We start from the raw sequence: 23,419 nt of genomic DNA, 5'->3' as shown, positions 1-23,419 counted from the left end.
GGGCCGCAGGACTAGCACCTGACAGCTATCCGTCAACCAATCGTGCCGCTAGCCAAACGGAGCATCCTAGCAGAAATCAGCCCGCACATCGCCGGCACTTGCCATGCTGTCATCAGGCCGCCATACCTCCGCGCCAAATATAGTCTAGCAAGAGTCTGATAACCGGGGGCCTTCCGCCGCTATGCTTTATTTCAGCCGGCTCAAGGCCGCCGCCGTGTTCGGGGCCTGCCTGATCGGCATCCTGCTGTGCCTGCCCAATTTCTGGCCTGCGCCGAAGAACGGGATGCCTTGGCCACAGATCCATCTGGGTCTCGATCTGCGCGGTGGCAGCTTCCTGCTCATGCAGGTCGATATGGATGCGGTTGCGAAGGAAAAGCTCGGCAGCACGGTCGATCAGGTGCGCCAGGATTTCCGTAAGTCCAATATCGGCTACACGCGTCTGGCCGCCGATGTCGCGGCCAATCAGGTGCAGATAGGGCTGCTTGACCCGACCCAGCGTCAGGCCGCCATCACGGCATTGAACGATTTGCTGGTCCCGCCCAACGGCCCCGGCAGCCTGGCTGATTTCGATGTCAGCGGGGACGGCACCAATCTCATCCTCACGCTGTCGAAGCCCGCCATGCAGGCGCGCGCCACGGCGGCGGTGACGCAGTCGATCGAAATCGTCCGCCGTCGCATCGACAGCACCGGCATCGTCGATCCGCAGATCGCCCAGCAGGGCGACAACCGCATCATGGTACAGCTGCCCGGCATTACCGACCCGCAGCATATCAAGAAGCTGCTGGGCGAGACGGCGCATATGACCTTTCATCTCGTCGATGAAAGTGCCAACGCCAATGGCGGCGGCCCGGCGCCGATCGGCGATGCTTTCCTGCCCATGCAGGGCGACCCCAATAACAAGATCGCCATTCAGCAGGCGGTCATGGTGGACGGCGCGGATCTGACCAATGCCCAGGCCGGGCAAGACCCGCAGACGGGCGGCTGGGTGGTGAACATCACCTTCGACAGTCTCGGCTCCCGCCAGTTCGCCGATGTCACCAGCGCCAATGTCGGCCATCCCTTCGCGATCGTGCTGGATAACGAGGTCATCAGCGCCCCCGTGATCCGCGAGGCCATTACCGGCGGCAGCGCCCAGATCAGCGGCAGTGCCAATGCGCAGGCCGCGACCGATCTGGCTTTGCTGCTGCGCGCCGGCGCGCTGCCGGCGCCGCTGACGGTGATCGAGGAGCAGAGCGTCGGGCCGGAACTGGGGGCCGATTCCATCCGCGCGGGCGCCATCTCGCTGATCGTCGGCTTTCTGCTGGTCATCTTCTTCATGGCCGGCGCTTACGGCCTGTTCGGCTGGTTCGCCAATATCTCGCTCGTCGCCAACCTGATCATGATGATGGGCATTCTGTCGCTGATCGGCGCCACGCTGACGCTGCCCGGCATGGCGGGCATCCTGCTCACCCTCGGTATGGCGGTGGATGCGAATATCCTGATCAACGAGCGTGTCCGCGAAGAGGTGAAGAACGGCCGTTCGCCGCTGCAGGCGCTGGAAGCGGGCTATAAGCGTGCTTACGGCACCATCATCGACAGTAACGTGACGGCGCTGCTGGCCCACGTCATGCTGTTCATCTTCGGTTCCGGCCCGGTGCGCGGCTTCGCCGTCACCATCACGGTCGGCATCGTGACGACGCTGTTCACGGCGACGGTCTTCGCGCGGCTTCTCACCTCGCGCTGGTATGTAAGCCGGCGCCCCACCGCGCTGCCGGTTTAAGGACGACCCCGATGCGCTTCTTCTACAGGCCGCTGTTCCGCCTGGTGCCGGATGGCACCCGTATCAAGTTCATGCGGGGCCGCTTCGCGGGGCTCATGGTCTCAGCCGTGCTGTCCCTTGCCTCGATCGGGCTGTTTTTCTATCCGGGCCTGCGCCTCGGCATCGACTTCAAGGGCGGCGTCGTCATGGAAGTTCGCACCGCGCAGCCGGCCAGCTTTCCGGCATTGCGCGCGGCGCTCGCGGGCCATGATCTGCCGGATGCCGGGTTGCAGGCGCTCGGCGGCAAGAACGAGGTCATGATCCGGCTGGAAAGCCGCGCCAACGCACAGGCGACGGATGCAGCGGTCGCCCGTGTTCATGCGGCGCTCGATCAGGTCTCGCCCGGCAATCAGGTGCTGAGCACCAGCGCCGTCGGTGCCTCGGTCTCGGCCCAGCTGTTCCGCCAGGGCCTGATGGCGCTTGGCCTCTCGCTGCTCATGATCCTGATCTATATCTGGTTCCGCTTCGAATGGCAGTTCGCCGTGGGTGCTGTGGTGACGCTGCTGCTCGACATCACCAAGACCATCGGCTTCCTGGTCATCACCCGGTTGCAATTCGATCTCGTCATGGTCGCGGCGATCCTGACGGTGCTCGGCTATTCCACCAACGACAAGGTGGTGGTCTATGACCGGATGCGCGAAAATCTGCGCAAATACAAATCGATGCCTCTCCGCGAGCTGATCGATATGTCGATCAACGAGACGCTGAACCGAACGCTCGGGACCTCCATGACGGTCTTCCTGGCCGCCCTGCCGCTGGCGATTTTCGGCGGGTCGTCGATCGAGGACTTCGCTATCGTCATGCTGTTCGGCATCGTCGTCGGGACCTCCTCCTCCATCTTCATCGCGGCCCCCATTCTGCTGTTCCTGGGCGAGAAGCGGCTGCGGCGCGATACGCGTCCGGCGAAATCGGAAGATCCGAAGAAAGTTCAGGCGCGGGCCCGCTGAGCCTATTATCTGCAATCATGCTCCGGCGCTAAGCTGGTGCCCATGAGCGCAGAACCGATTACGCATTCCGATAGCGATCCTGACCTGGCGGCGGCGCCCCAGCCGGCCGCGCCCGCACAGGCTGCGCGCCCGCCCGATATCATGGTCCCCATGCCGCTCGGCCTCATGCTTCAGGTTGGCATGCGTGCGCATGAGGCGGGGCGTGCCCAGGAAGCCGAGGCGATCGCCTCCCACCTGCTGCGCGCGGTGCCGCAGGACGGTCGTGTGCTGCATCTGACGGCGATCATCGCTTTCCGGGGCAACCGCCAGGCTTTCGGCATCCAGCTGTTGGAACAAGCCATCAAGCGGGAGCCGAACAACCAGCTCTACTACCGCAATATCGCCGAAATGTACCGCGTCACCGGGCGGCTTGAGGATGCGCTCGGCGCTGCGCGCCGTGCCATCGTGCTGAAGCCTGACGATGCGGTGAGCTATCACAACCAGGCGGTCATCCTGCATGAAAGCGGGCAGATCACCGAAGGGCTCGCCAGTTCCCGCCGGGCATCCGCGCTGAAGCATGATATGCCCGGCGCCCATTTCGCGATTGCGGAGGCGCAGCTGTTGCTCGGCGAATTCGCCGAGGGTTGGGAGGAATACGAGTGGCGCTTCCGCATGGCGGGGGTGCCCCCGCTGATGCCGCCGGCAATCCGGCGGGAGCGACCGCAATGGGGCGGCGGCGATCTCCCGTCCGGGTCGCTGATGCTGATTGGCGATCAGGGATTCGGCGATGTTCTGCAATTCAGCCGCTATATTCCCTGGGCCGTCGGCCGCGGACAGCCGACCTTCCTCGCGACCAGCAAGGAAATGGCGCCGGCGATCCGCTGCATGTTTCCGGATCTGGATATCCGGACGCGCTGGGCCGATTGCGCGGATTTCGCGGCCTATGCCCCGCTTTCCGGCCTGCCGCGCCTGCGTGGCACGCGTCTCGATACCATTCCCGCCATCGTGCCCCTGCCGCTGGACCAGGGCCGGGCCGAGGCTTGGGCCGGGCGTCTGAATGACAGCCTGCCCGCAGGTCTGAAACGCGTCGGTATCGTCTGGGCTGGCCGGCCGACCCATAAGAATGACCGCAACCGCTCGATCGCCTTCGCGACGATCGCGCAAGCGCTCGGCAATCTGCCCGGCATCGCCCTGGTCAGCCTGCAGAAGGGAGACCGCGCGGCCGATCTGGCCGGGTATCAGGGGACCGCGCCACTGTTTGACGCGGCCCCTTATCTCGAAACCTATGAGGATACGGCGGCTGCGATCGCAGCGCTGGATCTGGTCGTGACGGTCGATACCTCGGTCGCCCATCTCACCGGCATTGTCGGCAAGACCGGCTGGGTGCTGCTGCCCTTCACGCCCGATTGGCGCTGGCTGATGGGGCGGACGGACAGCCCCTGGTACCCGTCCCTGCGTCTGTTCCGCCAACAAGCCCCGGCGCGCTGGGACGAGCCGCTGGCGGCCGTCGCGGCGGAACTGATGGCTGGTTAGAGTCCGTCAGGTTTAGGTGGAAACGACCCCTTACCCCGTCATGGCCGGGCTTGACCCGGTCATCCAGTCCTTGGGCGCCCCAACGAATGGATGCCCGGCTCTGGGGCCGGGCATGACGATTTTAGGGACAAGCTTCAGTTAAAATCAGACAAACTCTAAAGGCTATCACATTCGAACGAAAGCGCCCCAAGTCTGTCGTCCGCGCAACAAGTGCGCGGATGACGAGGCTCAGCCGGTTCGCATGAAAACGCGATTCAGCCGCGGCCGATGAAGGGCATGTTCGTCGCCATCACCGTCACGAACTGCACGTTGGCGTCCGCCGGCATGCTCGCCATGAACAGGATCGTGCGGCCGACATCGTCCACATCCATGCGCGGCTCCACGGCCATGCGGCCGTCAGCCTGCGGCACGCCGGCGGTCATCACCTTCGTCATGGCCGTCGCGGCATTGCCGATATCGACCTGCCCGCAGGCGACGCCGAACGCGCGGCCGTCGAGCGAGATCGACCTGGTCAGGCCCGTCACGGCATGTTTGCTGGCAGTATAAGGCGCCGAACCCGGACGCGGCGCATGGGCGGAGATGGAGCCGTTATTGATGATACGACCACCCTGTGGGGCTTGATCGCGCATCATGCGGAAGGCCGCACTGGCGCATAGGAACATGCCGTCAAGATTGACGGACAGCGTGTCCCGCCACTGCTCCCAGGTCAGGTCGCCGAAATTGATCGAACGGGTGGAGATGCCGGCATTGTTGAACAGCACGTCCAAACGGCCCTTTTCCGAGCGGATGCGGTCGAACATGGCACCCACACTCGCTGGGTCGGTGACATCCGCCGTCACCGGAATGGCTGTGCCGCCTGTCGCCATCGCCGCCGTCTCCTGCAGCGGCTCCATCCGCCGCCCGGCGAGATAAACGGTGTCCCCGTCACCAAGCAAAGCGAGGGCGGCGGCACGGCCGACACCGCTGCCGGCACCGGTGACGAGACAAATACGGTTCATAGGGCGAGCTCCACCAGAACGGGCACGTGATCTGAGGCCTGGGTCCAGCCTCGTGCCTCTTTTAAAATTTCGTGACGCTTGAGGGCGCCTTTCAGATCATGCGTGACCCAGACGTGATCCAGCCTGCGGCCTTTATTGGCCGCTTCCCAATCCTTGGCGCGATACGACCACCACGTATAGAGCTTCTGATCGGCGGGCACGAAATGCCGCAACCCGTCATGCCAGCAGGTCTCCTGCCATTCCGTCAGCAGCGCCGTTTCGACCGGCGTGTGGGAGACGATTTTCAGAAGCTGCTTATGGCTCCAGACGTCATGTTCCAGCGGCGCGATATTGAGGTCGCCGACCAGCACAGACCGCGTCAGCTTGGGCGTCTTGGCGAAATGGTCTCGCGCGGCCGCGACGAAGTCGAGCTTATGCGCGAATTTCGGATTGACCTCGGTATCGGGGATATCGCCGCCGGCCGGAACGTAGAAATTATGGACGATGATCGGTCCGCCGGGCGCGTCGATCTCCACCGCCAGATGGCGGCAATCCTGTTTGCCCACCCAATCCTGCGTGTCCACATGCTGGCGCATCGGCAGCTTGGAGAATACGGCGACGCCGTTATAGCCCTTCATGCCGCGGAACAGGACATGTTTGAAACCCAGCACCTGGGACAGGTCCTGGGGAAACAGCTCATCCGGGCATTTGGTTTCCTGCAGGCAGACGACGTCCGGCGACAGCTTGTCGACCACGTCCTTCAGCAAGCCCTGCCGAAGCCGGACCGAGTTGATGTTCCAGGTGAGGATTCGCAAGCTTTTGGGCATGATCAAAGGGATAGCCCGGCCGACGGCAGAGGGAAATCCCTGGATAACCAGTCTTGCCCGGCTTTATGCCGGGTAGGTCCGCGCAACGAGTGCGCGGATGACCCGTGTTTAGTAGCCCGGGCGACGGTCGTAATTAGGCGATCGTCACGCTCACCGGTGGCAGGCCGGAAATGATGCCTTCCAGCTTGTCGCCGCGGCTGACGGCCGCAACCCCTTCCGGCGTGCCGGTCATGATCAGGTCGCCCGGCGCGAGCGTCACGAAGGTCGAGAGGGTCGCGACAATCTCCGGGATGCTCCAGATCATATCGGCCAAGTCGCCGGACTGCCGCTCAGCGCCATTGACGTGGAGCAGCACATGGCCGTCCTCACCATATTTGGGGCCCAACTCCTTGGCCGGGACAAGGTCCCCGATCGGCGCGGAATGATCGAAACCCTTGCCCATGTCCCAAGGCTTGCCGGCTTTTTTAGCGGCTCCTTGAAGATCCCGGCGGGTCATGTCGATCCCGGCGGCATAGCCCCAGATATGGGACTTGGCAGTCTCGACAGGGATATTCGCGCCGCCGGTGCCGATGGCGACCACCAGCTCGACCTCATGATGAAGATCGGACGTCTGCGGCGGATAAGGCATGTCGGCGCCGCCCGTCAGGATGGCGTCCGCCGGTTTTGTAAAGAAGAAGGGCGGCTCGCGGTCCGGGTCCGCGCCCATCTCGCGCGCATGGGCCGCGTAGTTGCGGCCAACGCAGAAAATGCGGCGGACGGGGAAGGCCCCGCCGCCACGCACGGGCACCGCCGGAATGGCGGGCGCCGGGATCACATAATCGGTCATCGGCTCAGCGCCTTCACGCCAGGAAGTGTCTTGCCTTCAAGCCATTCCAGGAACGCGCCGCCGGCCGAGGAAACATAGCTCAGCTCGTCGATCACGCCCGCCTGGCGCAGCGCGGAGACGGTATCGCCGCCACCCGCCACGCTGCGCAATTTGCCTTCCTGCGTCAGGTCCGCCACGGCCTTGGCGACCTTCATGGTCGAGGCATCGAAGGGCTGGATCTCGAACGCGCCCAGCGGGCCGTTCCAGACCAGCGTCTTCATCTCCTGCAGCCGCGCGATGATGAGGTCGGCGGAGGCCGGCCCGACGTCGAGCGCCATGCCGTCATGCGCGACGTCGACCGCCAAAACCTCGGTCGGCGCATGCGCCTTGAATTCCTGGGCGACCGTGCCATCCACCGGCAGCAGGATCTCGCAGGAGCCTTTTGCCGCTTGCGCCATAATCGTGCGGGCGGTTTCGTGCAGGTCTTTCTCCTGCAGCGACCGACCGACCGGCATGCCCTTGGCGGCCAGGAAGGTATTGGCCATGGCGCCGACGATGACGAGCACGTCGACCTTGTCCAGCAGATTGCCGAGCAGGTCGAGTTTGGTCGAAACCTTGGACCCGCCGACGATCGCCATCACCGGCCGCTCGGGGTTGGCGAGGGCCGCTCCCAGCGCATCCAACTCCGCCTGCATCAACCGGCCGGCATAGCTCGGCAGATGCTGGGCAACGCCTTCGGTGCTGCCATGGGCGCGGTGGGCGGCGGAGAAAGCGTCATTGACGTAAACGTCGCCGAGCTTGCCAAGAGCAGCCGCGAAAGCGGGATCGTTCTCTTCCTCGCCCTTGTGGAAGCGGGTGTTCTCCAGCAGCAGCACGTCGCCGTCCTGCATCTTCGCCACGGCGGCCTCGGCCTCCGGGCCGATGCAGTCATCCGCGAAAGCCACCGGCTTGCGCAGCACTTCCGCCAGCGCTTCGGCCAGCGGGGCGAGGGACATTTCAGGGACGCGCTTGCCCTTCGGCCGCTCGAAATGCGAGAGGACGATGACCCGGCCGCCCTTGTCGGCGATGTCCAGGATCGTCGGCGCGACACGCTCCACACGGGTCATGTCGCTGATATGGCCGTCCCGCATAGGCACGTTGAGGTCGGCGCGCACAAGCACGCGCTTCCCCGCAACATCAGCCTGATCGAGCGTCTTGAAAGTCATGGCGCGTCCCTTGAGCCTCAGTTGAGCAGTGTCGATTAGGGCCTGGTCGGTGTGGCTTGCATCGCTGAAAACGACCCAATCCACACCGTGAATCAGGCCCAACATCAACAATCCAGAGTGTGTTGCAGGTGTCGGATAGAAGCGGTGCTGCTCTATCCGACATGATCACACTCTAGAGCGTTTCCTGTTCGCTTACGCTCACAGGCGCCGCTCTAGATTATCGTTTTTGCGAGCATCTTCACCCGGCCAGATGATTCCATCTGACCGGGATCTGCTCTAGAGGGCGCCGAAGGCGGCGGCCGTGTCCGACATGCGGTTGGAGAAGCCCCACTCGTTATCGTACCAAGCCAGAACGCGGGCCATTTCGCCGTCCACGACCGCGGTCTGCGGCGCGTCGAAGGTGCTGGACGCCGGGTTGTGGTTGAAGTCGGAGCTGACCAGGGGCTCGGTGTTATAGCCGAGGATGCCCTTCAGATAGCCTTCCGAGGCTTCCTTCATCACCGCGTTGATCTCTTCCTTCGTGGCCTTCTTGGCGAGGTTCACGTCGAGGGAGACCAGCGACACGTTCGGCGTCGGCACGCGAATGGCGGTGCCGTCCAGCTTGCCCTTCAGTTCCGGCAGCACGAGGCCGACGGCGCGGGCCGCACCGGTCGAGGTCGGGATCAGGGAGAGAGCAGCGGCGCGGGCGCGGTGCAGATCCTTATGCAGCGTGTCGACCGTCTTCTGATCGCCCGTGTAGCTGTGGATCGTGACCATATAGCCGCGCAGGATACCGAAATTATCGTTCAGGACCTTGGCCACCGGCGCCAGGCAGTTGGTGGTGCAGGAGGCGTTGGAGATGACGGTCATGTCGGCGGTCAGCGTCTTGTCATTGACGCCATAGACGATCGTTGCGTCGACGTTATCGGCCGGGGCCGAGATGATCACCTTGCGCGCGCCGGCTTCAAGAAGCGGCAGCGCCTTTTCCTTGCTGGTGAAGATGCCCGTGCATTCCATCGCAACATCGACGCCCTGCAGCGGCACCTTGGACGGATCGCGCTCGGCGGAGACCTTGATGGGCGCATAGGTACGGCCGTTATGGGTGATGACGAGGCTGTCGCCTTCGACCTTCACTTCGCCGGGGAAGCGGCCATGGACGCTGTCGTAGCGGAACATATGGGCATTCGCCTCGACGGAGCCGAGGTCGTTGATCAGCACCGGGGTGACATCGGTGCGGCCGCTTTCGATCAGCGCGCGTAGAACCAGTCGCCCGATACGGCCGAAACCATTGATCGCTACCGTCACTGCCATAGTCTGCTTCTCCTCATGTTGCTTGCCCGTTCGGGGGCATCAAAGCTTCTTTTTTACCGCGATCACCAGCGCTTCCGCCGTGACCTCGAAATATTCACCGGGCCGGGCGGCCGATAGCCCCAGGCTTGCCGCTCCGATAAACTGTCCGCGCTCGCCAAGCCAGCGGCCCCAGCCGAAATCTGAACCGGCCTCCACCGCCAGACGTGGGGCATCGCCCAATATATCGGCCCGGTAAGCGTCGTTCTGGTTGGCAAATAGGGACCAGCACGGCAAGGAGACGACTGCAACCGAAATTCCCGCGTCAGCGAGAAGACGCCGGGCCTCCATAGCAACCGCCAGTTCCGCGCCACTCGCGATCAAAGTCGCAGCGCGCGCATCATACAAGCCCGCCGCGACATAGCCGCCCCGCGCGCATGCGTTTTCTGTCGTGTCCTGACGCCAGCGCTCCACCGGCTTGGCGGTGTGCAGCAGCACGCTGGGCCCGTCGTCCCGCTGCAGGGCGAGTTCCCAGCACTCAGCGGTTTCGATCGCACAGGCCGGGCGGAAAACGAGAAGGTTGGGAATCGCGCGAAGCGAGGCGAGGGGCAGGGCCGCCGTCGCTGCGGGGTCATTATGATCCTCGGACAGGATGTGGATGACACGCCTGCCGTCGCGGGCGAGCGACCGCAGCGTTTGCGGCAGGCTGTCGGCGCCCGTCGATTTGGTTTCCCCGACCAGCGTCAGTCCGCCATGGGTCGCCGCCCCCGCCAGCACGCCAGGCAGGGCAGTGGTGGCGGTACCCAGCGCGATATGGCGGCCGGAGAAATCCGCGGCATCGACGGCCGTCATCCCCTCGATCGGCTCGGCCGATTTGCCGGGGGCAGCCCCGGTCAGATCGGGGATCGCGCTGGCCATCGCGGTCGCGCAAAGCCGGCCGGCGGCAAGCGGCGACAGCGGCTGTGTAATCTCGGCCATGCGCACGCGCTCGGCCCGAACCTCGTCGCGCCAGCCGTCCGGCAGCCGGCCCGCGAGCACGCGCTCGAATTCCGAGGCTTGCGCATGACGGGCCAGGCGTTTCAGCCAGCCGCGCCGTGCTGTCGTGCTGTGCGATCCAGCGGCCCGCCAGGCTTCGCGCACGTCCTCGGCAATGGCGCGCTCCTGTAATTTCGGCGGCACCGTCGGCCGGCGGCAGGAAATCAGCAAAGGTTTGCGTGCGCGCAGCGCGATGGTCAGCGCAGACGCGACGGCGACAGGGTCGTGAGCCGCGATGCGTTTGGTCGCCCAGCCCCAGCCCGCGAACCGCTCCAGCATAGCGTTGACAGCCTCGGCCTCGGCCGCCGGCGGTTCCTCCACCATCACGGCAAGCTTGGCGAGCTTCAGGTCGCCCGCGAGGGAAGCGGCTTCGTAACTCAGCCCGCCGCCAAGGTCGGCGAGGGAGGACCATAGCCAGACGCGATGATCGACCAGGCTTTTGCCGAAGCGGGCCGCCATCATGCGTTCCGCCAGGGCTTCGCCGACCGCGAAGGCCAAAGCCTGGCCGGGGATGCCGAGGACCTGATCGACGCCCGGCATGCCGTGGGCCAGTTCGGCTGGTTCGATACCGCAAAGTTCAAGAATGACACGCAGGATCTGCGCCTGCTGCCGGCAGGAGACGACAACGCGGTCGCGATCCGCCCAGGCGGTCGCGGCAGCGTCGAAGCGCAGCACGCGGGTCCAGAGCGTCGTAGCGACATCGACCACAGGGCTTTGCCCCGTTTCGGCAGCGACGATGAGTTCGGGGGGTATCGGTTGGCTGCCGGCCTCGCTCACCGGCATGGCAGCCCGCGCAATCAGAACCGTGCGCACTGTTTCCGCCATGCGAAGCTGGCGTTCAGGCTGACGGAGTTGGGCGAGCGGAGTCGGCTCCGCCCCCTGCGGGACCTTCCGGGCGAAAATATCCGCCAGACGGGTCACCAAGCCTCCTCACCGGTCTTTTGGGCGCGTCGCATGAGGGTTTTTAGCCGTGTGCAACCGATGAGCAAGTCCCGCCGGCCGATCGCACGGCTTCGCGAGCGGCCTCACCTTCGCGCGACCCGGACTTTGAAGCCAAAGCACGCCGCCAAAATGCAGGACACCGCACCGTCTTTCGCAAGACGACGCGACCAAAATTAAAAAGGAGTAATTCCATGAGGAATGGCAAGTCTAACCCCAATCGTTGGCTTCTCTCCACCGCCTGCGGCCTCGCTTTGCTGACGGCGTCCGGCTCGGCTGCCCTGGCGCAGAATGTGCCGACAAGTGATGCGACGGCGCCGCAGGGTTCCGGTGCCGCGACACAGGTGATCCAGCTCAAGCCGGGTCAGGAAGCGGGAACGCCGACCGTGATGCCCGCCGATACTGCCGGCAATCCTGGTGCGTCCACGCAGGATGCGCATTTCGTCTGGGCGGCATCCGCCACCAATCAGGCTGAGGTCGAATTCGGCAAACTGGCGCAGGCGCGTGGACAGTCTCCGAACGAGCAGAATTTCGGTAAAATGCTCGAAGCTGATCACATGAATTCCGAGCAGGCGCTGACCCCCATCGCGGATACGCTGATGCTGAAGACCTCTCCGGGTCTCAGCCCCATGCAGACCGCGCTTTTGCAGCATCTACAGGCGGTACCAGCCGATCAGTTCGATATGGAATTCAATCACGCCATGGTCCGTGCTCATCAGCATGCCATAGCCGTATTCCGTAAGGAGGCGATGACAGGCCAGAGCCAGCAGCTCCGCGCCTATGCGCATCAGACCCTGCCGGCGCTGGAAAACCATCTCCAGCTTGCTGAGAGCATGAGCCCGATGCCCATGCAGGGGCCGGCCATGGCATCCATGACGCCGGCTCCGGTTCAGGTGCCGCCGCCGTCCTCGGTCGTCGACCCGCAGGTCTCAGGCAATCCTGACACCTCGGCCGATCAGCTGAATGGCCGGGTGCTGCAGTTCAATAGCCAGTCCTAAGCTTCTCGCGCTGGCTCGGCGACCAGCCGGGCCAGCGTGTCGAATTCCGCGACCGATAGGGTTTCGGCCCGTCTGGTCGGTTCGATCTCCGCACGGCGCAGCAGCGCTTCGCCGCCCAACGGCTTAAGCGAGGCGCGCAGCATCTTTCGGCGCTGGCCGAAGGCGTGCTGCGTCACCTTCTCCATGGCGGCGAACAGCGTCGGCTCAGGCTGGACAGGATTGGGTATCATCCGCACGACGGCCGAATTGACCTTGGGCGGCGGGGTGAAAGCCTCGGGCGGCAAGCTCATGGCCAGGACCGTGCGGCAGGTCCATTGCGCGAGCACGGACAGCCGTCCGTAGGCATCCGTATCGGGGGCGGCCGCGATCCTTTGGGCAACTTCCTCCTGGAACATCAGGGTCAGTTGCTCGTAGGCGCGGATATCGCGCAGCCAGCCGATCAGAAGCGGTGTGCCGACATTGTACGGCAGGTTGGCGATGACCTGCCGGGGCGCAGGCGTCAGATCGGCGGCGCGCATCTTCAGCGCGTCCCCGCTCACGACCTTCAACCGACCAGGGTAAAATTCCGCCAGTTCCTCGGCGACCGCCACACCGCGCTGATCGATTTCGATGACGGTGACGGTCTCGGCCGGTGAGTCCAGCAAGGCCCGCGTCAGGCCGCCGGGGCCCGGTCCTACTTCAATCACATGCCGCCCGGTCAGATCGCCGGCAATGCTGGCGATCTTCGCGGTCAGGTTGAGGTCAAGCAGGAAGTGCTGACCCAAAGCATGCTTCGCCCGGAAGGAATGCCGGGAGATGACGTCCTTCAGCGACGGCAGGGTCGGGGACACCCCAGTCACCGAAGGTTTGGCTTCACTCATCCCTGATTCTGCATGATCTGGATGGAACCCTGGCGATGGAGGTCGTCCAGCGTCTGCTGGGCGGCCAGACCGACGCGGTTCTGGAACAGTTGGTCGGAGATCTGATCCCGCGTCGGCGCGGCGGCCGCCTGGGTGTCGCGCGAACAGATCATGACGACGGAGACGCCGTTATCGGCGATCAACGGCGGGCTCGCCCGGCCGACGGGCAGATTGGACAGCAGCGTCTGGAACGCTGCCGGCGTCACCTGGGCCAGATTGACCGGGCCGGGATTGGCCGGCTTCACATTGCCGGCCGCCTTGTTGGCAGCCTCGATATCGTCACAGCTTTTGGCCGAGGTCTCGATCGCATGCAGCTTCACCATGGTGTCGCGCTGCTGCTGTGTCGGGTTCTGCTCGTTCAAGGGCGAGGAGAAGGGCAGGAAAACCTGGCGGACGTTTAGGACAATGTTGGTGCCGGCGCCACTGTCGGTCTGGCCGGCCTGCTGGCGCCCGCGCATCTGCACGATGACAATGCCGCCCGCGACCGGCACGGGATTGCTGATGGCGCCGATCGGCATCTGCGTGACAAGCTGAGCGACGGCCGGATCGAGCTGGTCGGCGCCGACCCAGCCGAGCGCGCCGCCTTGCAGAGCGGTCTGGCCCTGGCTGAACTGGGCGGCGATGATCGTGAAGGGCGCGCCAGCGCGCAGCTGCTGGATCACAGACTGGGCGAAGCGATCGGCGCCCGGTGCGGCCGCCGGGCTATTGATGGGGATGAAGATCTCACCCACGTTAAATTGCGGTTGGCCCTTCTTATCCGTCATCAGTTTGAGTTGGCGGTTGATATCGGCATCCGTCGGACGGCCCATACCGCCCACGACCTGCCGCAGCACCTGGTTCCAGCCGATCTGCGTGCGAATCTGGGCGATGAGCGTGCCAGGGTCGACGCCGATTGCGCGCAGTTTCTGCTGCAATACGCCGGGTCCCATATTGTTGTTCTTCTCGATCTCGCCGAGCGCCGAGGCGACCTGCTTGTCGTTGACGACAATGCCGCGTCGCAGAATCTCCTGCAGTTCCAGCCGTTCGTTGATGAGCTGCTGCAGGATCTGCGGCTTTAGGCGCTGGACGACATCGGCGCCGCCCTGCTGGCCGGTGGCCAGTGCGAAGAAGCGGGCGCGGTTATCGACGTCGTCATTGGTGATGACGTCGCCATTGACCACGGCAGCGATCGAGGCGGTCTGCGCTTCGGCACGGGGCAAGGTCATGCCAGCCAGCGCGAGCCATGCCGGCACCGCCGCCAGGCAAAGAAATTTCAGGCGGAAGGACATGGCTGCGTTCGAAGCTCCCGAAAACCTAGGCATATTAGAGTGCGTTAAACCCAATGGCGCCGATTGTCTTGAAGGTGACAGTGAAGAGAACGGTGGTGGACCCGTCCTCGCCGGCAATGGTCGTATTGCTGTGGATGTAGCTGAGGTTGAGGCCAAGGCAGTCATTCTGCCAGCCGATGCCGACATTGGTGCTGTCGAGCTGACCGCTCTGGATATTCTGCTGAACGGCACCGTTGAAGTTCCAGCCGCCATGCACCGCGGTCAGGCCAAAGGTCGCCTCGCTGCGCGGGACGTAATATTCAGCCGGCGGCGGGCTGCCGTCGTAATAGTAATAAGGGTCGACCGCCGAATAGAGATAACCCGCGGTCACGCGCAACGCCGGAACGCCGGCAGAGACGAAGGTATCCGTATATTCGTCCTGCAGGCTCTTGTGGTTGAGCCTGGTGCGATAGGTGAAGTCCAGCCAGCTTGCCGGCGTATAAGTCAGGCGGGCGACGACGTCCGAGACATTGTCGTTCAGGCCGGAATCCGGCGCGAAAGTATCATCGGTATGGGCGCGGTAGGATTGGCCGATCAATCCGTCGAGGCGCGAACCATTGTTGAAATACCATGCGCTCTCGAATCCGACATTCGCGCGCATGCCGTTTTCCAGCCGATCGATGCCGGGATATTTGTTGAATCCGAAGAGGTTCGCGTCCGTGAACTGGAAGTCGTAGCTGTCCTCGTTCGGAATGTTCGTGACATTGACGTCGTTACTGATGATCGGCGCCGCGATCAGCTGGATGATCGGCTCAAAGAGCTGCGAACCGAGCGAACCCGCCTCGTTCATGATCGGATAGCGGTAGTTGATGGCGAATTGGGGCAGGCCGCGCAGCTCGGACGCATGCGTGGCCGATGTGTCGTAGTTCGGGAATTCGTTTATGTTATCAGCGTTATAGCCGGCGAGATCGACATGCAGGTCGGCGCTCCATTGTTCGCCGATGCTGTCTTGGAAGGGCAGCGAATAGGTGCCGCTGATGGCGGCGCGCTGCGTATTGGTGCCCGACGTGCGCAGGATGTTGAAAGCGCTGGCATCGATCGAGGTGGTACCGCCCCAGCCGTCCGGGTCGCCCTTATAGGCATAGGCGGCATAGGGCAGGACCAGCGGCAGCTCGCTGTCGGTCACGCTGCCGACAAGGCCCTGGTAGAAGCTCGATTCGATGCGCGCGTAGGAGCCGTGGCCGAAGCCTTGAAGGTAGAGCTCGCTTTCCAGCTCATTCGTATTCGGCAGGATCGAATAGTCGTTCAGGTAAGCGACCGAAGAGGCGCGGGATACGTTGAAGCCGGCCTGCCAGGCGCTATCCAGATCGAAGGTACCATCGGCGAACAAGGCACCCTGCAGGTTGCCTTTGTCGAAGCCGGATGAGGCATTGACGTTGATATCGCCGAAATTGAACGAATGGCGCAATTTCACGTCGCCAGCGATGCCCTCGTCGCTCGACAGGATGGGCGTGATGATGGCGTCGGTTGATTTATCGATCACCCAATAATACGGAATCTCCGCAAAGGCGCCGATATGGCTGTTATAGCCCGCGCTCGGGATCAGCAGGCCACTGACACGCGGCGACGTCGGATCGGGATGCGCGAAATACGGCAGCCACAAGAATGGAACGCCGTAGAGTTCCATCGTCGCGTCTTTGTATTCGATCATATGGTGCTCGACGTCTTGCGTCGCGGAACGGGCCGTGAGTTGCCAGAGCGGGTAGCTGTTCGGATGCTTGTCGCAGACGTCGCAAGCCGTGTAGACGGCGCGGCTCAGCTCATTGACCTTGCCCTCGGTGCGCCGGCCTCCGTTGGCGGCGAGCTTGGCATTTTGCGGCAAGCTGATGTTCATCGCGCTCATGACGCCATTGGTCATGTCCTGGCTGAGCTCGGCGTAGTTGGAATAGACGACCTGACCGTCGGGCGAGACCAGCACCACATGGCCGACCGCATCCGCGATATTGGTATTGCGGTCGAACAGCACGCGGTCCGCGAACAGTACGTGACCTGCCTGCCAGGCTTCGACATGACCCGACAGCGTGACGATATTCGTCTTCTGGTTGTAGTCGATCCGGTCGGCCTTGAAGGTGACCGGCTGCTTGCGGTCGAAGGTCGGGCCTGACGCATCGGCCAACGCACCCTGAATGAGATGCGGCGCCAGCGCCGTCAGACTGATCAGCGACACGGCGCCGAGCAGCGCCTGCCGCCAGACGGCCGAACGCATCGCCTGTCCGCGTGGACGACGCGGGGCGGCAAGGGTTCGGGTCTTGCGCCCCCGCTTGGAGGGAGAAGTCTGAGACATTAGGCGGACCCTCAACCGTCTTCGAGGTGCAGGAGCAACGACAAGGCAAGCATGAGACCGGCAGCCGCCGGCGCCCAGGCGGCCAGCACCACCGGCAGCGCGCCGGACTGGCCGAATTGCTGCGCGACCTGCGATAGCATGAACAAAGCGAAGCCGGACGCGACGCCACCACCGATCATGCGGGCAATACCGCCCCGGCGGCTCGTCTGCATCGAAAATCCAGCGGCGACCAGAGACATCGTCGCACACAGCAGGGGCAAGGCCAGCAAGGCCTGGAAGCGCAGGCGATGCGCGACCGTCGAAAATCCAGCTTTCTGCAGGATGCGGATGAAGCCCGGCAACTGCCAGAAGGACAGCGCGTCCGGGGCCGCGAAGCTTTGCTGGATGCGGTTCACGTTCAATTCCGTCGGCAGCGACAGGGATTGCGGGGCTGTCGGCACCTGGCCCGGGATCAGGACTCGGGCATCGGCCAATAGCCAGTCGCCCGGCGTCAGCCGCGCGCTCTGCGCCTCGATCCGGTCGATCATCTTGTCGTTCGAGCCGATCCGGAAGACCGTCATCGGGCCCGTCGTGAGCACCTTGTTGCTCATCTTCACGCCGTTCGCATGAATAATGGCGACGCCGCCATGCTGCCGCGTTTCATCCCCTTGGCGCAGCCAGAGCTGGCCGCCGTTAAGAGCGAGCGGTCCACCGCCAGCATCCAGGAAAGTCTCCTCCAGCGCATTCGCCTTCGCAAAAAGCATGGCGGATACCGGGCTTACCGCGACCACCCCGAAGACGCCAAGGCCGAAGGCGCAGAAAATCGGGCCGAGCAGAAACTGGAAGGCCGAGAGGCCGGCGGCCCGCGCGACTACAAGTTCTGACGAACGGGCCAGGCGCCAGAAGGCCCAGATGCCGCCCAGCAGCACGGCGAAGGGCAAAATTTCCAGGATCGCCCAGGGCATGCGCAGCAGCGCCATCTCCACAACCAGCCCGAAGCTCGCGTCCGGTCTTGTTGCCGAGCGGCGGAGCAGCTCCAGAAAGTCGAACAGAGAGACGAGCCCGGTCAGCGCGCCGAGCATGGCGATGACCGACAGCATGAAAAGCCGGCTGATATAGGTAGCGAGAATGCGGGATAGGAACACGGGCGTCAGACCTCGGCCTTGCCGGCGGTGGGCGTCGCGGTCTCATCGACACGCGGCACGTGGATCCGCTCCGGCCGGAACAGCAGCCAGGCAGCGACCACCCCCGGCAGGATCGCGTGGATCCAGACGAGCGGCAGCAGGGCGCTGTTGCGGGCCGCGAGGTTGCCCACGCTCAGACCGAGCGCGACCAGACCGACCGTGATGGCGACGCCGATTGCGGGGCGGGCAAACCCGCCATGGCGGCGGAAGGCGCCGGTCAGGACCGAGGCCAATGCGACAAGGGCATAGGATACCACGGTGAAGGGCTCGGACAGCCGCCGGTATGCCTCTGCACGCCATTTCGGGACGTCCTGCGGCAACAGTTCCCCAGGCGCCGGGTGCAACAGGTCATGCAGCGACACTTCGGAATCGTCGCGGAAGCGCTCGTCGTCGTCGCTGGCGGTCGACGACAGGTTGATGGTGTTTTCGCTGAACGTCAGCAGATTGAGGCGACCGCTTTTTTTGTCCACTTCCTGCCGGGCGCCGTTGAACAATATCACCTGCGGCCCGGTGCGGCCGGGCTCGATCCGTCCGCTTTGAGCGATGATCGTGGCTGGATTGGCGGGGTTGCGTTCGTCATCCACCATGATGCCGTGCAGATCGCCGCTCGGGTCGCGCTTGCGCACATAGACCGTGAGATTGTTTGAAATTGTGGTGAACACGCCTTCCTGGATCAGGAAGGCCGCAATGCGGTTGCGGATTTCGAACTGGTATTCGCGAAAGGCCGTGAAGCTGGCCGGCACGATCCAGATATTGAGCCAGAGGCAGAGCACGGCCACGCCGGTCGCCAGTATCAGCGTCGGCTTGGCGAGCGCGAAGGGGGACAGCCCGGCTGCACGCATGACCGTGAGTTCGCGGTCGCCGGAGAGCCGCTGATAGATGAACTGCACGACCACGAACATCGTGATCGGCAGGATGACGGCCACGAAGCTCGGCACCAGAAGCACCGTCAGCCGCAGGAAGACGAAGGGCGACAGGCCGCGATTGACGATCAGCTCGACGAAGCGGAGCGACTGCGTCAGCCAGATCAGCGCGACGAGCGCCAGCGTCACCGCCACCAGCGCGCCCAGAATCTGACGCAGAATATAGCGATTGAGCCGCGTCAGCGGGTTACGGAACAGGGAAGGGGCGGCCATCAGCAGTGATCATATCCTTGTTTCGACGCGGCGACGCCACCCGAAGGGCGCGCTTGTACCGGAGCCTGCCGGATTTCACAAAAAGACCCCCGACGCTTCATGGACGCCTGCCATCCCTGAGCGGTTCCGGCTATAGGCAACACATGACAAAAACGAAGCCGCCCCCAGCCAGGACGCCGGTTCGGTCTCCTGGGCGGCGTTTGCGCGATGCGCTGCTCCTTCCCCTGGCTCTGCTCCTCGTTGCCTTCGAGATCGGCCTTCAGGCCGGCGCGCGGCTGCTGCGCCGCTGGCGGCCGGTTCGGCTGCTGGAGGCGACGATTGGCCGGCTGCCGCCCTGGGCCATTCTGCCGCTGTTCATCATCCCCGAGGCGATGAGCCATATCGGCGGATTCTATGCGACCTATCTGCTCGCCCAGCGCAAATTCCTGGCCGCGACCCTTGTCGCTGTTCTGATCAAGGGCGTCGGACTTCTGATTGCACTCTGGATCTATCAAGCCTGCCGTCCTGCCCTGATGACGATCCGATGGTTCGCATGGGTGCATGGCAAGGTTGAGGCAGCCCGTCACTGGGCGATGGGACGGATGCGGGAACCGCTGTCACACATCAGGCGGGCCATGCGACGGGTGCGGGCAGGCTTGCTCATTGGTCCGGTGGAGCCTGGCGCGCGCCATAGCGGCCGCCGGCTGGCGGCGATCCGCGTCCGGCTGCTCACGCGTCTCGGCCGTTGGCGGTAACATTTTGATAAAATAAATCGTCCCGCCGGACCGGCATCCGGCGAGCTAAGGCTCAGCCCGCAGTCAGCCAATCTTCGATCAGCCGGCGCGCGATACTGTCCGGTCCCGGCAGCAGGAAGCCATGGGCCTCCGGGTCCAGGCACATCGCACGGGTAAACCAGCGCGCGTCCGCGAGTTCGGCGTCATGGAACGTAATTTCTTCCGAAAGCCCCTCCGCGTAGAAGCCGAGCATCAGCGATTGGGGGAAAGGCCAGGGCTGGCTGGAGTGGTAGCCGACCGCGCCGACCTTCACCCCGGTCTCCTCGAAAACCTCACGCCGCACAGCCTCTTCCAGGCTTTCACCCGGCTCCACGAACCCGGCGAGGGTGGAATACATGCCCTCCTTGAAGCGGGAGGCATGACCGAGCAGCACGCGGTCGTCGCGAACCACCAGCATGATCACGGCCGGGTCCGAGCGCGGAAAATGATCGGTGCCGCAACCCGTGCAATGCATGACGTGACCGGCGCTTTGCGGAACGCACGCACTGCCGCAGACGCCGCAGAAACGGGTGCGGCTCTGCCAATGCACGAGACCCCGCGCATGGGCGAGAATCGAGCCCTCGTCCGGCGTCAGCAATCCGCCGCGATGACGGATATCGGCGAATTCGGCGCCTGGGGCCGCCAGCACGGTCAGCGGGTCCTCAAGATGATTAAGGTCCAGGGTGAAGACAGGGCGCTCATGCCAGAGGCCGAGGAAAATCCAGTGCTGCTCGGTGATGCCCCAGCCCACCGTGTCCGCGGGCGAGAAGAACCGCACGCCTTCGGCACGGAACAGGCTTTGCGCGCGCCAGATGGGGGCGACCAGGGCCTGCGGGGCGGCGAGTGCGGCGGCAATATAGCCGTCATCGCCACGTCTCTCGGCGACCCTGTCAAGCGGGCTGCCGGTATAGACGTTGGCGCGGGTCGGACTGATTCGGGAGAAGGGCGATGTCTGGGGCACAAGCGTTCGTCGCATGGCCGGCGCGCCTGGACAAGTCGTGATGGTGCTTGCGAGAGCAGGTTTGGACGCGTAGAGAACCGCGTCAGGGGGGTCGGCAACGGACGAGCGCCTTGCCAACCCGGTCAGGTCCGGAAGGAAGCAGCCGCAACGAGTTCCGCTCGGGTCGGTGTCCGGCCCCCCGCTTTTCCCAAAATCGTGATCGCACACAGGCCCGCCGTCGGCGCAATGGCTTCTGCACTTGCTTTGGCGGGCTTCCTATCGTCTAGAAGGTCGCGTGACCGAAACCGATCCTTCCTCCGCTGACCTGCTGCCGGAACCGCCGGCCATTGGCCCTGGCCTGTTCGGCGACGCGCCTGCGCCCGCCTTGCCGGCCAAGGCGGCCCCCTATCGTGTGCTGGCCCGCACCTATCGGCCGAGTCGCTTCGAGGATCTGATCGGCCAGGACGCCATGGTGCGAATCCTGCGTCGCGCTTTCGCCACCGGGCGTATCGCCCATGCCTTCATGCTGACGGGCGTGCGCGGCACCGGCAAAACCACCACGGCCCGCATCATCGCCCGCTGCCTCAACTGCACCGGCCCGGACGGGCAGGGCGGCCCGACCGCCGACCCTTGCGGTGTCTGCTCCAATTGCCGGGCGATCATGGCCGACCGCCATCCGGACGTGATCGAGATGGATGCGGCGAGCCGCACCGGGGTCGACGACGTGCGTGAGATCATTGAGGCGACCCGCTTCCGTCCGATGGAAGCACGGGTCAAAGTCTTCATCATCGATGAAGTCCATATGCTGTCGCGCAACGCCTTCAATGCGCTGTTGAAGACGCTGGAAGAGCCGCCGCCGCATGTGAAATTCGTCTTCGCGACGACCGAGTTGCGCAAGGTGCCGATCACGGTTCTGTCGCGCTGCCAGAAATTCGATCTTCGCCGTGTTTCGACGACCGAGTTGGCCGCGCATTTCGGACGTATCGCGGCAACCGAAAAGGTGTCGGTTTCCCCCGAAGCTTTGGAGATCATCGCGCGTGCGGCCGATGGTTCGGTACGTGACGGTCTGTCACTTCTCGATCAGGCGATCGTCATGGGCTCGGTCCAGGATGGGTCGGGGGCGCCCCAGCCGATCACCGCCGATGCGGTCGCCGATATGCTCGGCCTTGCCGACCAGGGCCTGGTCTTCGACCTGTTCGAGCGGATCATGACCGGCGACGCGGCATCCGTCCTTGCCGCCCTGGATCAGGCGCATGAGCGCGGGGCAGATGCGGGTCTTGTGTTGCAGGATCTGCTGTCGCTCACCCATAATCTCAGCCGGCTCAAGGCCTCGCTCGCTTTGCGGAACAGCCCGGACCTGCCGCAGATCCTGCGCGGGCGCGGTGCCGAGCTTGCCGACCGGCTCTCCATTCCCGTCCTCGGCCGTGCCTGGCAGATGTTGCTGAAGGGCGTGCAGGAGGTGGAACAGGCGCCGGACCGTCGGGCGGCGGCCGAAATGGTGCTGATCCGCCTCTGCTATCTGTCCGACCAGCCAAGTCCTGGCGATCTTGTGAAGCGGCTGACCTCCGGCGGGGAATTGCCGCGCCCGGCAGCACCCAGCCTCGCGCTGCCGAGCGGCGGCGACGGGCCGCGTGCCGTCATGGCCGGCGGTGGCGGTGGCGGTGGCATGGCCATGCTCCGCGCGGTGCCGGATGCTTCACCGATCGACGTTATGCCCGCGGCCGTGCCGCAGGCGCTGGTAACACCGGCAGCGATGCCCGAACCGACGGAGCCCACGCCCGTCGTCGTGGCGCCGGCGAGCTTCCGCGAAGTCATCTCCCTCGTGCGCGAGCTGAAGGAGATGACCCTGTATGGCCATCTTCTGCACTCCGTGCATCTTGTGCGGTTTGCGGCCCCTGTCATCGAGATCAGGCCGAAGCCCGATGCCCCGCGCGACGTTGCATCTCGGCTGGCTGGCTTGCTGGCGGAAGCGACGGGCCAGCGCTGGACCATCGCCATTTCGACCGCAGCTGGCGAGGCGACGATCGATGAGCAACGCACGGCGGCCGATAATCAGCGGGAACAGGAAGCCTCGGAGCATCCCCTCGTGCTCGCAATCATGGATGCCTTTCCGGGTGCCAAGCTTGAAGGCGTGCGCGATCCGATGGCCGATGAATACCGCCTGCCGCCGATGGTGGTGACTGACGATCATGGGGCCGATGCCGAGACGGAGTCCGCGTCCGGCGCCCTGCTGCCCGATGACCTGCCGGATTTCGCGCCGCCGGATGCGGAACTGACGGACGACACTGACATGGAGATTGAGTGATGAAAAACCTCGCCGGCCTGATGAAGCAGGCCTCCCAGATGCAGCAGAAGATGCAGGACATGCAGTCCGCGCTTGAGAGTGCCGAGGTCGAAGGCCAGGCGGGCGCCGGCATGGTGACCGTCGTGCTCAGCGGCAAGGGCGACATGAAGCGCATCAAGATCGACGCCAAGCTCGCCGATCCGAATGAGACCGAGATGCTGGAAGACCTCGTCCTCGCAGCCCATGCGGATGCACGCCGCAAGGTCGATGCCATGGCGGCCGAAGAGATGCAGAAGGCGACCGGCGGGTTGCAGCTGCCGGCGGGCATGAAGCTGCCGTTCTGAG

General features: G+C 64.3%; 19 protein-coding genes and 1 other RNA gene. 8 read left to right on the top strand and 12 right to left on the bottom strand.

The window, feature by feature from the left end; genetic code table 11:
- Nucleotides 1-181: 181 nt before the first annotated feature.
- Genes secD through ACELLULO517_RS01785 form a run of 3 tightly spaced genes read left to right on the top strand, consistent with a single transcriptional unit; the run spans nucleotide 182 to nucleotide 4,257 of the window.
- Nucleotides 182-1,759, top strand: a complete 1,578-nt coding sequence (gene secD, locus ACELLULO517_RS01795) for a protein translocase subunit SecD (protein WP_227305312.1) — start codon at nucleotides 182-184, stop codon at nucleotides 1,757-1,759.
- Nucleotides 1,760-1,770: 11 nt separating this feature from the next.
- A complete protein-coding gene (gene secF / locus ACELLULO517_RS01790) occupies nucleotides 1,771-2,745 on the top strand; it encodes a protein translocase subunit SecF (protein WP_227305310.1) in 975 nt (324 codons plus the stop codon).
- A 42-nt stretch (nucleotides 2,746-2,787) separates the two neighbouring features.
- Complete coding sequence (locus ACELLULO517_RS01785; protein WP_227305307.1) at nucleotides 2,788-4,257, top strand: tetratricopeptide repeat-containing glycosyltransferase family protein; 1,470 nt, start codon at nucleotides 2,788-2,790, stop codon at nucleotides 4,255-4,257.
- A gap of 254 nt (nucleotides 4,258-4,511) precedes the next feature.
- Here the strand turns inward: ACELLULO517_RS01785 and ACELLULO517_RS01780 are convergent, their stop codons facing one another.
- From ACELLULO517_RS01780 to ACELLULO517_RS01755, 6 genes are all read right to left on the bottom strand, one after another.
- Nucleotides 4,512-5,255: an SDR family oxidoreductase gene (locus tag ACELLULO517_RS01780; protein ID WP_227305304.1), complete on the bottom strand. Its 744-nt coding sequence runs from the start codon at nucleotides 5,253-5,255 to the stop codon at nucleotides 4,512-4,514.
- Entirely contained in the window at nucleotides 5,252-6,061 is an 810-nt protein-coding gene (locus ACELLULO517_RS01775; protein WP_227305301.1) for an exodeoxyribonuclease III, read from the bottom strand. The genes ACELLULO517_RS01780 and ACELLULO517_RS01775 overlap by 4 nt, the downstream gene beginning before the upstream one ends.
- Before the next feature lie 133 nt (nucleotides 6,062-6,194).
- A complete protein-coding gene (locus ACELLULO517_RS01770; protein WP_227305299.1) occupies nucleotides 6,195-6,887 on the bottom strand; it encodes a fumarylacetoacetate hydrolase family protein in 693 nt (230 codons plus the stop codon).
- Nucleotides 6,884-8,071 (bottom strand): phosphoglycerate kinase, encoded by a 1,188-nt coding sequence (locus ACELLULO517_RS01765; RefSeq protein ID WP_227305296.1) that lies wholly within the window; start codon nucleotides 8,069-8,071, stop codon nucleotides 6,884-6,886. The genes ACELLULO517_RS01770 and ACELLULO517_RS01765 overlap by 4 nt, the downstream gene beginning before the upstream one ends.
- Nucleotides 8,072-8,347: 276 nt before the next feature.
- Entirely contained in the window at nucleotides 8,348-9,361 is a 1,014-nt protein-coding gene (gap, locus tag ACELLULO517_RS01760; RefSeq protein ID WP_227305293.1) for a type I glyceraldehyde-3-phosphate dehydrogenase, read from the bottom strand.
- A 39-nt stretch (nucleotides 9,362-9,400) separates the two neighbouring features.
- Nucleotides 9,401-11,293 (bottom strand): transketolase-like TK C-terminal-containing protein, encoded by a 1,893-nt coding sequence (locus ACELLULO517_RS01755; protein WP_227305291.1) that lies wholly within the window; start codon nucleotides 11,291-11,293, stop codon nucleotides 9,401-9,403.
- A 212-nt stretch (nucleotides 11,294-11,505) separates the two neighbouring features.
- Here ACELLULO517_RS01755 and ACELLULO517_RS01750 point away from each other — a divergent pair, with 212 nt between their 5' ends.
- Nucleotides 11,506-12,309 (top strand): DUF4142 domain-containing protein, encoded by an 804-nt coding sequence (locus ACELLULO517_RS01750; protein ID WP_227305289.1) that lies wholly within the window; start codon nucleotides 11,506-11,508, stop codon nucleotides 12,307-12,309.
- On the opposite strand, the gene rsmA is transcribed toward ACELLULO517_RS01750, so the two are convergent.
- The 5 genes from rsmA to lptF form a co-directional block, all read right to left on the bottom strand.
- Nucleotides 12,306-13,169 (bottom strand): 16S rRNA (adenine(1518)-N(6)/adenine(1519)-N(6))-dimethyltransferase RsmA, encoded by an 864-nt coding sequence (gene rsmA / locus ACELLULO517_RS01745; RefSeq protein WP_227305287.1) that lies wholly within the window; start codon nucleotides 13,167-13,169, stop codon nucleotides 12,306-12,308. The genes ACELLULO517_RS01750 and rsmA overlap by 4 nt on opposite strands.
- Nucleotides 13,166-14,476 (bottom strand): peptidylprolyl isomerase, encoded by a 1,311-nt coding sequence (locus ACELLULO517_RS01740; RefSeq protein WP_227305284.1) that lies wholly within the window; start codon nucleotides 14,474-14,476, stop codon nucleotides 13,166-13,168. The genes rsmA and ACELLULO517_RS01740 overlap by 4 nt, the downstream gene beginning before the upstream one ends.
- A 34-nt stretch (nucleotides 14,477-14,510) precedes the next feature.
- A complete protein-coding gene (locus ACELLULO517_RS01735) occupies nucleotides 14,511-16,721 on the bottom strand; it encodes an LPS-assembly protein LptD (RefSeq protein WP_227305281.1) in 2,211 nt (736 codons plus the stop codon).
- 89 nt (nucleotides 16,722-16,810) lie between these two features.
- Complete coding sequence (gene lptG / locus ACELLULO517_RS01730) at nucleotides 16,811-17,923, bottom strand: LPS export ABC transporter permease LptG (RefSeq protein WP_227305264.1); 1,113 nt, start codon at nucleotides 17,921-17,923, stop codon at nucleotides 16,811-16,813.
- Between the two features lie 5 nt (nucleotides 17,924-17,928).
- Complete coding sequence (lptF, locus tag ACELLULO517_RS01725) at nucleotides 17,929-19,098, bottom strand: LPS export ABC transporter permease LptF (RefSeq protein WP_227305261.1); 1,170 nt, start codon at nucleotides 19,096-19,098, stop codon at nucleotides 17,929-17,931.
- A 143-nt stretch (nucleotides 19,099-19,241) separates the two neighbouring features.
- Here lptF and ACELLULO517_RS01720 point away from each other — a divergent pair, with 143 nt between their 5' ends.
- Nucleotides 19,242-19,832, top strand: coding sequence for a hypothetical protein (locus tag ACELLULO517_RS01720; RefSeq protein WP_227305258.1), 591 nt, complete (start codon nucleotides 19,242-19,244; stop codon nucleotides 19,830-19,832).
- Between the two features lie 52 nt (nucleotides 19,833-19,884).
- Here ACELLULO517_RS01720 and nudC read toward each other — a convergent pair whose 3' ends face one another.
- Nucleotides 19,885-20,826: an NAD(+) diphosphatase gene (gene nudC / locus ACELLULO517_RS01715; protein ID WP_227305255.1), complete on the bottom strand. Its 942-nt coding sequence runs from the start codon at nucleotides 20,824-20,826 to the stop codon at nucleotides 19,885-19,887.
- Between the two features lie 70 nt (nucleotides 20,827-20,896).
- Here nudC and ffs point away from each other — a divergent pair.
- From ffs to ACELLULO517_RS01700, 3 genes are all read left to right on the top strand, one after another.
- Nucleotides 20,897-20,994, top strand: an RNA gene (gene ffs / locus ACELLULO517_RS01710) — signal recognition particle sRNA small type.
- Between the two features lie 91 nt (nucleotides 20,995-21,085).
- Complete coding sequence (locus ACELLULO517_RS01705) at nucleotides 21,086-23,095, top strand: DNA polymerase III subunit gamma/tau (protein ID WP_227305252.1); 2,010 nt, start codon at nucleotides 21,086-21,088, stop codon at nucleotides 23,093-23,095.
- Nucleotides 23,095-23,418, top strand: coding sequence for a YbaB/EbfC family nucleoid-associated protein (locus ACELLULO517_RS01700; protein ID WP_227305250.1), 324 nt, complete (start codon nucleotides 23,095-23,097; stop codon nucleotides 23,416-23,418). Before ACELLULO517_RS01705 ends, ACELLULO517_RS01700 begins: the two co-directional genes overlap by 1 nt.
- Nucleotide 23,419 lies beyond the last annotated feature (1 nt).

It is taken from the genome of Acidisoma cellulosilyticum (genome assembly GCF_020621385.1).
Taxonomy (GTDB): Bacteria; Pseudomonadota; Alphaproteobacteria; order Acetobacterales; family Acetobacteraceae; genus Acidisoma; species Acidisoma cellulosilyticum.
The sequence above is the reverse complement of the archived record's forward strand: the minus strand, read 5'-3'. Positions and strand labels throughout refer to the sequence as shown.

Excerpts from the sequence above, each read along its gene's own strand:
- secD (WP_227305312.1), top strand. The coding sequence starts at position 182 with ATGCTTTATTTCAGCCGGCTCAAGGCCGCCGCCGTGTTCGGGGCCTGC.
- secF (WP_227305310.1), top strand. The coding sequence starts at position 1,771 with ATGCGCTTCTTCTACAGGCCGCTGTTCCGCCTGGTGCCGGATGGCACC.
- ACELLULO517_RS01785 (WP_227305307.1), top strand. The coding sequence starts at position 2,788 with ATGAGCGCAGAACCGATTACGCATTCCGATAGCGATCCTGACCTGGCG.
- ACELLULO517_RS01780 (WP_227305304.1), bottom strand. The coding sequence starts at position 5,255 with ATGAACCGTATTTGTCTCGTCACCGGTGCCGGCAGCGGTGTCGGCCGT.
- ACELLULO517_RS01775 (WP_227305301.1), bottom strand. The coding sequence starts at position 6,061 with ATGCCCAAAAGCTTGCGAATCCTCACCTGGAACATCAACTCGGTCCGG.
- ACELLULO517_RS01770 (WP_227305299.1), bottom strand. The coding sequence starts at position 6,887 with ATGACCGATTATGTGATCCCGGCGCCCGCCATTCCGGCGGTGCCCGTG.
- ACELLULO517_RS01765 (WP_227305296.1), bottom strand. The coding sequence starts at position 8,071 with ATGACTTTCAAGACGCTCGATCAGGCTGATGTTGCGGGGAAGCGCGTG.
- gap (WP_227305293.1), bottom strand. The coding sequence starts at position 9,361 with ATGGCAGTGACGGTAGCGATCAATGGTTTCGGCCGTATCGGGCGACTG.
- ACELLULO517_RS01750 (WP_227305289.1), top strand. The coding sequence starts at position 11,506 with ATGAGGAATGGCAAGTCTAACCCCAATCGTTGGCTTCTCTCCACCGCC.
- rsmA (WP_227305287.1), bottom strand. The coding sequence starts at position 13,169 with ATGAGTGAAGCCAAACCTTCGGTGACTGGGGTGTCCCCGACCCTGCCG.
- ACELLULO517_RS01740 (WP_227305284.1), bottom strand. The coding sequence starts at position 14,476 with ATGTCCTTCCGCCTGAAATTTCTTTGCCTGGCGGCGGTGCCGGCATGG.
- ACELLULO517_RS01735 (WP_227305281.1), bottom strand. The coding sequence starts at position 16,721 with ATGCGTTCGGCCGTCTGGCGGCAGGCGCTGCTCGGCGCCGTGTCGCTG.
- lptF (WP_227305261.1), bottom strand. The coding sequence starts at position 19,098 with ATGGCCGCCCCTTCCCTGTTCCGTAACCCGCTGACGCGGCTCAATCGC.
- ACELLULO517_RS01720 (WP_227305258.1), top strand. The coding sequence starts at position 19,242 with ATGACAAAAACGAAGCCGCCCCCAGCCAGGACGCCGGTTCGGTCTCCT.
- nudC (WP_227305255.1), bottom strand. The coding sequence starts at position 20,826 with ATGCGACGAACGCTTGTGCCCCAGACATCGCCCTTCTCCCGAATCAGT.
- ACELLULO517_RS01700 (WP_227305250.1), top strand. The coding sequence starts at position 23,095 with ATGAAAAACCTCGCCGGCCTGATGAAGCAGGCCTCCCAGATGCAGCAG.